The sequence below is a fragment of the Pedobacter sp. genome (assembly GCF_035566355.1).
GTDB lineage: Bacteria > Bacteroidota > Bacteroidia > Sphingobacteriales > Sphingobacteriaceae > Pedobacter.
Map to the genome: position 1 here is coordinate 1 of NZ_DATMRL010000663.1, position 12,016 is coordinate 12,016.

Sequence of the window (12,016 nt, forward strand, 5' to 3'; positions counted from 1 at the left end):
TTTCCGGATTAAATTTAATCAATCCTTTGGATGTAGAGATCCAGAAGTTTCCTTGTTTGTCTTCTGCAATACCTTTAATGAAAAGGTTGCCCAGATCGGCTTTTTCGGTATACAGAGAAAAAATGTTTTTGACAGGATTGAATAGGTATAGTCCTTTTTGACCTAGCCAGAGCCTGTTTTTATGGTCCATAAACAGCACCCTGAGGTCGGGTTTCTTTTCCTCGTTTAAAAAATAATGAGAGATGCGTTTGGTTAGCAGGTTGTAACAGTTCAATCCACCGTCATCTGTGCCGATCCAAAGGTTTTTTCTGCTGTCCTCTAGCAGGGAAATAATGTTGTTACCTGTCAATTGGGTGCCCTGGCTGCCATTTGTCAAACGACTGAACTTGCTGGTTTTTCTGTCAAGGAGGTTTAATCCACCGTAATAAGTTCCCACCCAAAGGTTACCTTCTGTGTCTTCATATGATTTCTGGACATAATCTGAAGAGATGGAGCCTGGTAAATTGTTGTGGTAAGTGTATCTCCTAAAAGTTCCGGTATTGCGGTTCATCAGATTTAGTCCGCCACCCCAGGTGCCAACGTACAAGGTCTTGTTCCGGTCTGCCATGACATCCAGAACTGCATCTGAGCCAAGGCTTGCAGGATCAAATGGATTGTTTTTATAATGAATGAATGTTTTATTTTTGGGGTTGAATTTGTTTAAGCCCCCGCCATCTGTTCCAATCCATATGTGGCCATCGGGATCTGCATAAAAGGCTTTCACGTCATTGTAACTTAGGCTATTTTTATTCAATTCCTTTTGTACCAGGTTGAACTTTTCAGAACCAGGGCAATACAAGTTGATCCCTCCTCTGTGTGTACCTACCCATAGATTTCCTTGTTTGTCTTCATAAATGGCAGAAACAGTCCTTTGCGACAGACTGGATGGATCGCCGGGTTCATTCTGATAATGGCGGAAAGTATTGGTCTGGGGGTTAAAAAGATCGAGTCCACCATTGATTCCTCCAATCCAGATTTCTTTTTTGTTGCGGAAAACAACAGCCCTGACCAGGTCACTGCTCAGCGTATTGACGTTTTTATCTTCGTGGCGATATTGTTTTAAAGCACCGGTGGCGGGGGTATAGCAAAACAGTCCTCTCTCTTCTGTAGCCAGCCACAGATTTCCTTCGGGAGAAGCTGTAATGCTACGGATTATATACTTTTCCAAGGCTTGTATCGTCTTGAGTTCCCCAGTCTTCGGATTAAAATATTTGAGTCCATGGTCGGTAGCTAGCCATAAATTACCGGATTGGTCTGGGGAGATGTTGTTTATCGGATGACCGGTTAGTGTCGAGATATTTTTGGATGAATTTAATAAATTCAGATCTCCGCCGTATGTACCTACCCACAGTCCTTTAGCTGTTTCAGTAATAGAGGTAATTGTATTGTTGTTTCCTGTTACCCTATTTGGATAATAAGGATATCTGATGAATTTGTTTTTTTCAGGATCAAACCTGTTCAGACCATTTGATGTGCCGATCCATAAAGTTTTTTTGTGGTCTTCGTAAATGCATCTGATGTAATTGTCGCTGATGCTGCCCTCTTCTTTACTGTGCTGGTAAACGGTTATCTGGTTGCCATCATATTTATTTAGTCCGTCGCGTGTACCAAACCACATAAAGCCGCGGTGGTCTTGAAAAATGCATTCAATTGTACTATTGGACAACCCGTTTTCAATACCAATATGCCTGAATTTTAAGGTCTGCCCAGAAACAACTGAAACAACAGAGCAACATAGAATGAAAATCAGGCCTTTTAAAAAAGAAATCATGAAATGGTAAAAGAAACAAACAGGTTTATATTTTATAAAGATAGGAGAATTAGGGGTTTAAACGTCTATATGGCGCTTATATTTGTTGAGTATACAATTAATATGTCGGATAGGACAAAAAATATGAACGATAGAACAAGCCGAAATGGGGCAGAAGACCTTCATTTGTAGCTGTAAACCTAACCAAATATTGTATGCACAATTCTACTTTTTATCTGAAGGGCAGCTGGCTTCTTTTACTGCTCTTTATCTCTAGTATAAATCTTTATGCCCAGAAAGCGGTTATGGTAACCGGGACTGTAAGGTCGGCTGCTGATGGGCTTGGGCTTCCCGGCGTAAGTGTACGTTTAAAGGGAACTACTACGGCAACAGTGACGGGGCCGGAAGGTAAATTTTCTATCGGTATCCCATCCAGGCAGGGTGTGCTGGAATTTACCTCTATCGGCTTTCTAAAACAGGAAGTTATTGCTTCTTCCTCAATTTTGAACGTGACCTTGCAGGAAGACAACGCTTCTTTAAGTGAAGTTGTGGTGGTAGGGTATGGTACCACACGGAAGCAGGACCTGACGGGCTCTGTTGCTGTGGTGAGTTCAAAGGACTTTCAAAAGGGGAATATTACTACGCCGGAGCAGATGCTTTCGGGTAAGGTGGCTGGTGTTTCGATCACTTCCAATAGTGGACAGCCTGGAAGTGGAAGTACCATTCGCATTCGCGGAGGATCTTCCTTAAACGCCAGTAATGATCCCCTGATTGTTATTGATGGTGTTCCACTTGAAAATGGCGGTGTATCGGGAGCATCCAATCCTCTGAGTTTTATCAATCCAAATGATATTGAATCTTTTACGGTTCTGAAAGATGCCTCAGCATCTGCTATTTATGGTGCGAGAGCAGCGAATGGCGTTATTATTATTACCACTAAGAAAGGATTGGGAGGAGAATTAAAATTAGGTTTCAATTCGGTAAATTCTTTGTCCAAGATTATAAAAAAAGTAGACGTGCTTAGTGCTGATCAAATTCGGAGCATTGTTAATGCTAACGGAACCCAGAAACAGAAAGATATGCTGGGTGCTTTCAATACCAACTGGCAGGATTTGATTTACCAGGATGGCCTGGCTACGGACAATAACCTGAATATTAGCGGTGGTATTAAAAATCTGCCTTACAGACTTTCTGTAGGCTATCAGAACCAAAGGGGAATTTTACAGACAGACGAACTGCAAAAGACATCTCTTGCTTTTGTATTGAACCCTACTTTTTTTGATCACCATTTAAAGGTGGATCTTAATTTGAAAGGAAGTGCATTGAAAACCCGGTTTGCGAACACAGCGGCTATAGGTGGGGCTGTGAGCTTTGATCCAACTCAGGCAGTGTATACGAATAGAACGGATTATAATGGCTATTGGGAATGGCTTGATCCAAGTACACCTAGTGGATTGGTGAACCTGGTTGGGAGAAATCCGGTTGGTCTGCTGGAACAGCGCCAGGATAGATCTGATCCGTACCGGAGCATCGGTAATTTGCAATTGGACTATAAATTCCATTTCTTGCCAGATTTGCATGCCAATTTAAATGCGGGTTATGATGTGGCTACAGGAAAAGGAACTGTCTTTGTAGACCAGAATGCGGCAGAAACCATCAATCGTGCAGGAATTAACACTCAATACAAACAGACACGGATGAATACAGTGCTTGACTTTTACCTGAATTATGTTAAAGAGTTTAAGTCGATCAAAAGCAGGGTGGATGCTACCGCAGGATATTCTTATAACGACTACCTGACTAAAATCTATAACTTTGCAGACTTTGATGCCAATGGCAATAAAATTGCCAACTCTGATCCAACATTTCCCTTTAACAAACCACAAAACAGGCTTATTTCCTATTTTGGACGTTTAAATTACAATTACGACGAACGTTATCTTTTAACTGCAACTCTTCGCCGGGATGGTTCTTCGCGTTTTGCGCCGAAATATAAATATGCTTTGTTCCCGTCAATTGCCCTGGCCTGGACTTTAAAGAATGAAGATTTTTTAAAAAACAGCAAAGACTTGTCTACCCTAAAGCTCCGTGCAAGCTACGGTATCACAGGCCAGCAGGATGGCATTGATAACTATGGTTATCTATCTACCTATAATCTGAGTACACCTAATGCCTCTTATCAGTTTGGAAATGCTTTTTATCAAATGTACAGACCAAGTGCTTATATCTCCAATATCAAATGGGAACAAACAGCGACTACTAATATCGGCGTGGATGCAGGCTTTTTAGACAATCGCATTACCGGTAGTCTGGACTGGTACTATAAAAAAACAAGTGATCTTTTAAATAAAGTTCCACAACCGGCTGGCACCAATTTCTCGGCTACGGCAGTGGTTAATGTAGGGAATATGGAGAATAAAGGTTTGGAGTTAACTCTTGGTTTTGTGCCTGTTAGGACAAGATATCTCAACTGGGACTTTAGTTTTAATGCTACGTATAATAAGAATACCATTACCAATCTTACCGTGGTACCCAACGATCCAAATTATAAGGGGTTCCCGGCTGGCAGTATTGCCGGAGGGGTAAGCGGACAATATGCATTGATCAATGCCGTTGGTGGGAGTAAAAATACATTCTATCTGTTAGAACAGACCTATGATCAATCTGGAAAGCCCATTGAAGGGGTTTATGTAGATCAAAATGGAGATGGCCTGGTGAATGAAAATGATTTTCATAAAGGCAAACCTGCAGATCCTAAGGTCTTTCTTGGTTTTAGTAACAACATGAGTTATAAGCAATGGAACTTGAGTTTTACGCTAAGGGCCAATCTGGGTAATTATGTTTACAATAACATTAAGAGTCAAACCGGTAACCTGGCCCAGATCACAGGTTCAGCGATTCTGGCTAACGCATCGCCTAATTATCTGGTTACCAATTTTAAAACCCAGCAGGTGTTGAGTGATTATTACATTGAAAATGCTTCTTTTTTAAAAATGGACAACATTAATCTGGGTTACAGGTTTGACAAAATCTTTCAAAGCAAGGCGAGTCTTCAGTTAAGTGCTACTGTTCAGAATGTATTTACCATTACCAAATATAGTGGTTTGGATCCTGAAGTTCCTTTTGGGGTGGATAACAATCTGTACCCAAGACCAAGGGTAATGTCCTTAGGTATAAATGTTAATTTTTAACCTTTTCAAAGATTCCAATGATGAATACTTTACATAAAAAATATGGCCGTGTTAACTTTTTAAGAATGATTTCACTGGCCTGCCTCGCCATCACTGTACTTGGCGCTTGTAAAAAATTAGACCTTTCGCCAACCAATGACCTTACCGCAGATAAGGTTTATGCTACCCCTGCAGGCTATAAACAGGCACTGGCGAAGGTATATGGCGCTTTTGCACTTACGGGCAATGCAACTACCGGTCAGCAGGATATTCCAGTGGAAATCATTAAAGATGAAGGGAATTCTGACTTTTTGCGGCTGTACTGGAACCTGCAGGAACTGACGACCGATGAAGCTGCATGGTCATGGCAGAGTGATGCGGGTATCCAGGGGCTTCATGAGCTCAGCTGGTCTTCCATCAATTCTATTATTAATGGCTTGTATTACAGATCTTTTTTTCAGATTACCTTATGTAATGATTTCATCAGGCAATCTTCAGACGATAACATCGCTAAAAGAGGAATTACTGGGACTGATGCGGATGATATCAGAAAATACAGAGCAGAATCTCGTTTTCTCCGGGCCTATCAATATTGGGTATTGATGGATATTTATGGCAATCCGCCTATGGTTACTGAAGCAATAGAGATTGGGGGAAAAGATTTTCCTAAACAGATTCAGCGCAAAGATTTATTTACTTATATAGAATCAGAGTTAAAGGCTATTGAAAATGATCTTGCTGCACCTAAAACCAATGAATACGGAAGGGCAGACAGGGCTGCTGCCTGGGCTTTATTATCGAGAATGTATCTCAATGCTGAAGTTTACACGGGTAGCCCGAAGTATACAGAAGCCATTACCTATTGCAATAAAATTACACAGGCCGGTTATACTTTGCACAATAACTACCGTGAGCTGACCATTGCAGACAATTACCTGAATACGGATGAGTTTATTCTGGCTATCAATTATGATGGAACGAGTACCCAGAATTATGGTGGTACTACTTATCTGATGCACGGGCCTGCCCATGTACCAGCAGAGGTTTCCGGGTCTAACGGAGATTGGGGCGGACTGCGTTTTACAGAGAATTTTGTAAACCTTTTTGCAGATGAAACGGGTAATACAGATTCCAGAGCACAGTTTTATAGGACGGGTCAGAATCTGGAAATGACGGAACTGTATGTTTCTACAGATGGATATTCGAGCACGAAGTTCAGGAATAAAACCCGGTCAGGGGGACCTGCGCCTCATCAGGATGCCGCTAAAGATTTTTCTGATATTGATTTTCCGTTGTTCAGACTTGGCGAAACTTATTTGATTTATGCAGAAGCTGTATTAAGAGGTGGATCAGGTGGAAGTTTAAGCACCGCGCTAGATTATATCAACAAGCTTCGTACAAGAGCTTATAATGGCAGTACTGCGGGGAATATCAGTTCCACAGCCTTGACCACAGATTTTATCCTGGATGAAAGGGGCCGTGAATTGTATTACGAAGCTTTCAGAAGAACAGATCTGATCCGCTACAATAAGTTCACCACCAACGCATACTTATGGGCCTGGAAAGGTGGTGTAAGGGCAGGTACTTCTGTGGCTGCTAAGTTTAACCTATTTCCTTTGCCGCCAACGGACCTTTCTGCCAACCCTAATTTAACTCAAAACACAGGTTATTAATCTAGTTCTGCAATCATGAAGAATTTAATGAATCGGTTTTTACTGATGATCTCTTTACCTCTTCTTTTTACGGCTTGTAAAAAGGAGCAAAGCCAAAATATCGTTGTTCCACCAGCTGCAGGTACGCAAGTCTTCAGCAGCACAGCCAGTAGTGTGGTCCTTTCAGAAACTACAGATGCTGTAAAGGTGGTTACTTTTAGTTTCAAGGCCGCTGATTATGGTATTAAGGTAGTACCCACTTATACTTTGCAATTTGATGTACCCTCTGATACGAGCGGAACGAATGCCTGGGCTAATGCAATCAATGTAAAACTTGCTGCAGATAGTCTTAAAAAGACCTATCTTGGTGCAGATTTCAATGCTTTACTCGCGGTACAGATGATGTTGCCTGTGGATGTAAGCAGCATTATTGTTGTTCGTTTAAAAACAGAACTGAACCAAAATACAGGGGTGCCATCTACGGTTAAACCGAGCTATTCTGTGCTCAAAATGAATGTAACCCCGTATAAGTCTATGGTGGAATATCCAGCCTTACTGGTCAAAGGTGGAAATTCATGGAAAACCCCAGCCGAAAGAACAAATGGTTTTATTTTAACCTCGGCTAAGTTTAACACTAAGTATGAGGGGTATATAGACCTGCCAAATGCAGATGGATGGGGCGGGGATGCCTTTCAGTTGATATCCAGTAAAGATGCAAAGACCTATGGTTGGGGAACAGATGCAAATACCTTAAGTCTTGGGGGCGGCAATTTGTGGTTAACTCCATCACCTGCCTATACCAAAGTTAATGTAGACCTGGACGCCCTGACGATCAAATACACCGCAGTGAAATTCTTCATTTCCGGAGATGATAATGGCTGGAGTACTTCTGCAACTCCAATGATATATAATGCGGCTACGAAGAAATGGACAGCTGCAAATGTTAGCCTTACCGAAGGAAAGGGATTTGCATTTACCTCTAACGGGGGTTACGACATCAGCTATAAGGTAGACGATAAAGGAACATTGGTTTTTGCTGGTGCACCAACCTGGGGTGGCATCAATATTCCTGTTCCTAAAACTGGTGTGTTTACGGTAACTTTAGATTTAAGTGCCGGTGATGGAAATTATACTTATTCAATTAAATAAGAAGAAAATGAAACTCAATTCTATATACGGCGCTAAGAATTTAAGCATCTTGTTCATGGCCATTGTTTTTGCAGCGGGTTGCAAAAAAACTCCAAAAGGAGATACTCAGATTTATCCTTTGCCAGATCCTCCGGGTACCTATGCAAAAGGGGCAGATGTAAGCTGGGTAAGTGAAATGGAAGCTGGGGGTAAGAAATTTTACAATAGTGCTGGCGTACAGCAGGATCTGTTTAAGATTTTAAGTGATAAAGGTATTAATTCTATCAGACTGAGGGTATGGGTAAACCCATCCTCGGGCTGGTGTAATACTGCCGATGTATTGGCTAAAGCCAAACGCGGCAAGGCTATGAACATGCGTATACTGGTTGATTTTCACTATAGCGATACCTGGGCAGATCCTGGCCAGCAGACCAAACCTGCCGCCTGGATGTCACAAGACATTACTGCTTTGAAAACATCGGTCTATAACCATACTGTTGATGTATTGACGACATTGAAGAACAACAAGATTATACCGGAATGGGTGCAAGTGGGTAATGAAACGAATAATGGCATGCTTTGGGAAGAAGGAAAAGCCTCGCTTAGCATGAAAAATTTTGCAGATCTGGTCCTTTCGGGCTATAACGCAGTTAAATCGGTGAGCCCAAGTTCAAAAGTGATTGTACATTTGTCTAACGGATATGATAATTCCTTATTCAGATGGATGTTTGATGGCTTGAAAAGCAATGGGGCTAAATGGGATGTAATCGGCATGTCTCTATATCCCTCGGCAACAGATTGGGCAACAAAAAATACACAATGTCTGGCAAACATGACCGATATGATTTCCCGTTATGGTTCGGAGATTATGATTTGTGAGGTTGGAATGCCTGTGGCCGAGGCTGCAGCATCTAAATCTTTTATTGCCGACTTGCTGGCTAAAACGAAAGCGCTTCCTAATCAAAAAGGGCTTGGTGTATTTTATTGGGAGCCAGAATCTTATAACAGCTGGAATGGCTATAAACTAGGTGCATTTGACGACACAGGTAAACCAACTGTGGCACTTGATGCTTTTTTACCATAATTAAAACCGCAATGACAGAAAAAAAGATCTTATTACTTGCCGTAGCTTCCTTATTTGCATTATCTGCGGTAGCACAGTCTCCTAAAACAACAGCTGCAAAACGAGGTGTTTATATAGATGCGCTGGGAATTATGCGCTGGGAAAAAGATAAAAAAGAAGCCTCCTTTTTCGGGGTTAACTATACGGTACCTTTTGCTTATGGTTACCGGTCCATTAATCGGCTTGGTCTTTCTGTGGAACAGGCTATAAAGGATGATGTATACCATTTTTCCCGTCTTGGGCTCGATGCTTTCAGGGTTCATGTCTGGGATACCGAAATTTCTGATGCTGCAGGCAATCTGATCTCTAATGAACATCTGAGGTTATTGGATTTTCTGATTGCAGAGCTTAAAAAAAGAAATATTAAAACCATTATTACCCCGATCGCTTTCTGGGGTAATGGTTATCCTGAAAAAGACGAAAGCACGGGGAGTTTTTCTGCTAAATACGGAAAAAAAACGGCTTTGGTAGAAGAAGAAGCCTTTAAGGCACAGGAAAGATACCTTAGTCAGTTTTTTAAGCATAAAAACCAATATACGGGGTTTACTTATGAACAGGACCCTGACATTATCGCAACAGAGATTAACAATGAACCACAGCACAGTGGTCCAAAAGAACGAACAACAGAGTATATCAACCGCATGGTTAAGGCCATTCGAAATACAGGTTGGACCAAACCTGTGTTTTACAACATTAGTGAATCTCCAAAATATGCTGATGCGATAGTGAAAGCCGATGTTCAGGGGCATAGTTTCCAGTGGTATCCAACCGGACTGGTGGCTGGACATACTCAGAAGGGGAATTATTTGCCAAATGTGTCTAAATATACAATCCCTTTTGACAGTATTCCGGGTTTTAACAAAAGGGCCAGGATGGTGTATGAATTTGATGCTGCAGATGTTTTGGCTGCGTATATGTATCCCGCTATGGCGCGCAGTTTCAGAACTGCCGGATTTCAATGGGCAACCCAATTTGCCTATGATCCAATGGCTACAGCCTCTACGAATGTAGAATATCAAACTCACTACTTAAATTTAGCTTATACCCCGGCTAAGGCCATTAGTCTGCTCATCGCTTCAAGGGCTTTTCACCAATTGCCAAGACAAAAAAAGTATGCTACCGATACACTATTCGATGCTTTTCGTTTAGATCCTCAAACTTCTCTGAGTGAAATGAACACGGCCGAGGAGTTCTATTATTCCAATACAACAACTTCAAAACCTGTAAACAGCACCTTCTTGCGTCATATTGCTGGCGTTGGCAATTCTGGAGTAATCCAGTATGAAGGCACAGGAGCTTATTTTGTAGACCAGGTTGCTGAGGGGATCTGGAGGTTGGAGGTGATGCCTGATGCTGCTTTTATCCGTGATCCTTTTGAAAGAAATGTTCCTGAAAAGGAGGTCACCAGGATCAGGTGGCAAAATCACCTCATGAAATTGAACCTTACAGACTTAGGGCCGGGTTTTGAGATTAGTGGGATTAACGGCTCTGCAGGAGCTCGTTCGGGAGCTGTGGGGTATCAATTTAGGGTGTCGCCAGGGGTATACTGGCTGGTAAAAAAAGGAAAGCAAAACACTTTTACTGCCCAAAGCCGTATTGGTCAGATTAAGGCGGGGGAGTTTGTGGCGCCGAAAGCATCGAGCATTCATTTGTTGAGCCCCTTTGCTGACAAAGACAGAGTCACTGTGTACAATCCTGACTGGAACAACAAGGCACTGGAATATGTGCATGGAGAAATCCCCGTTCCAACCTTATTGAGGTTGAAACTGGATACAACAGAGACGAGCCCGCTGATTGGTATCCAGAGTTTTGTGGAAGATCAGCTTGGACTCAGTCCTGAAGAAAGCACGGCCTTGAAAACCATAGTTATCCGCGGCAGAACGGGAAATACGACACCTTTGAAGATTAAATTTGGTTTCATCACCAAACAAGGTGATTTCTTTTCTGCGGAAGCTATGGCAGGCCATGAGTTTTCTGATATAGAAATTCCCCTGAGCAGTTTGCAGAAAGATGCCCAACTGCTGTTGCCCAGACCTTATCCCGGATTTTTACCCTTATACTACAGATCTGAAAATGATCATGCTTTTAATTTACAAGATGTACAGAAGCTGGAGCTCACCTTTGGTTACGGCCTCAAAACTAAGGGGAATGCAGAACCTAATACCTTGGAAATTACATCTATTTATCTTAAATAACACTGACTACAGAATATGCGCCGATTTACAGGATTTTTTCTGCTGATGCTGATTGCTCAGCTATTTGTCCCTAAACCCTTAGCTGCCCAGCAGCATAGCCTTCCACGAAGAATTAATTTTGATGAAGACTGGAGGTTCAGTTTTGGCCATGCGGCTGATCCATCTAAAGATTTTAATTATAAGGTAGCCAATCTTTTTGCAAAATCAGGGAAAGCGGAAAACACGGCAATTGATCCAAAATTTAATGATGCTGGCTGGAGGAAATTGAATGTTCCTCATGACTGGGCGCCAGAACTGCCTTTTGTTCAATCTGCAAATGCAGATGTTCTGGCCCATGGCTACAAGCCCATAGGTGGTTTATTTCCAGAAACCAGTATTGGTTGGTACCGTAAACATTTCCTGGTTTCGAAAGCAGATTCCGGGCAACGTTTTCAGATTCAGTTTGATGGAATTTTCAGGGATGCAGAAATCTGGATCAATGGATTTTACCTGGGTAATCATCAAAGCGGCTATCTTGGTGTTCAGTATGATCTAACAGATTACCTGAATTTTGGAAAAGAGAATGTATTGGTAGTACGGGTAAATGCTACTCAGTATGAGGGCTGGTTTTACGAGGGGGCTGGTATTTACCGTCATGTCTGGTTAAATCAGTACCATAATCTGCATATTCCGAAAGAGGATGTTTTTGTACATGCGGCCGTAGTACAGAAGAAAGCCAAAATCACTGTTGAAACCGGACTGAAAAACCTGGGACTTGAGCCAGGTCAGGTCAAACTGTATACCTATCTCGCCGATCCGAATGGAAAAAAGCTAGCCGAAAGTCAGGCCCAGGCGCTGAGTTTGGCCATAAACGGACAAGGTTCCGTTCAACAAGTTATAGAGTTGAATAAACCGCGGCTATGGTCTTTGGAAGATCCTTATTTATATAAAGTTGTTTCTGTATTAAAATCAGGAGGTCA

General features: G+C 42.0%; 7 protein-coding genes and 1 pseudogene. 6 read left to right on the forward strand and 2 right to left on the reverse strand.

What is annotated here, in order from left to right; all coding sequences use genetic code 11:
- Positions 1 to 1,657 (reverse strand): ligand-binding sensor domain-containing protein (locus VNZ46_RS26230; RefSeq protein ID WP_325564139.1); only part of this gene is annotated, 1,657 nt, incomplete at its 3' end.
- Positions 1,658 to 1,669: 12 nt separating this feature from the next.
- A pseudogene (locus VNZ46_RS29455) lies at positions 1,670 to 1,810 on the reverse strand (hypothetical protein); the annotation flags it as partial.
- A gap of 194 nt (positions 1,811 to 2,004) precedes the next feature.
- Between VNZ46_RS29455 and VNZ46_RS26235 the strand changes: the two are divergent.
- From VNZ46_RS26235 to VNZ46_RS26260, 6 genes are all read left to right on the forward strand, one after another.
- The gene (locus VNZ46_RS26235) at positions 2,005 to 4,980 is read left to right on the forward strand and encodes a TonB-dependent receptor (RefSeq protein ID WP_325564141.1); all 2,976 of its coding nucleotides are present in this window, start codon (positions 2,005 to 2,007) and stop codon (positions 4,978 to 4,980) included.
- A 17-nt stretch (positions 4,981 to 4,997) separates the two neighbouring features.
- Entirely contained in the window at positions 4,998 to 6,632 is a 1,635-nt protein-coding gene (locus VNZ46_RS26240; RefSeq protein WP_325564143.1) for a RagB/SusD family nutrient uptake outer membrane protein, read from the forward strand.
- A gap of 15 nt (positions 6,633 to 6,647) precedes the next feature.
- Positions 6,648 to 7,760: a SusE domain-containing protein gene (locus VNZ46_RS26245; protein WP_325564144.1), complete on the forward strand. Its 1,113-nt coding sequence runs from the start codon at positions 6,648 to 6,650 to the stop codon at positions 7,758 to 7,760.
- A 7-nt stretch (positions 7,761 to 7,767) separates the two neighbouring features.
- The gene (locus VNZ46_RS26250; RefSeq protein WP_325564146.1) at positions 7,768 to 8,823 is read left to right on the forward strand and encodes a glycoside hydrolase family 53 protein; all 1,056 of its coding nucleotides are present in this window, start codon (positions 7,768 to 7,770) and stop codon (positions 8,821 to 8,823) included.
- A gap of 11 nt (positions 8,824 to 8,834) precedes the next feature.
- On the forward strand, positions 8,835 to 11,057 hold the full coding sequence (locus VNZ46_RS26255; protein ID WP_325564148.1) for a cellulase family glycosylhydrolase: 2,223 nt from the start codon (positions 8,835 to 8,837) through the stop codon (positions 11,055 to 11,057).
- A 15-nt stretch (positions 11,058 to 11,072) separates the two neighbouring features.
- Positions 11,073 to 12,016 (forward strand): sugar-binding domain-containing protein (locus VNZ46_RS26260; RefSeq protein ID WP_325564150.1); only part of this gene is annotated, 944 nt, incomplete at its 3' end.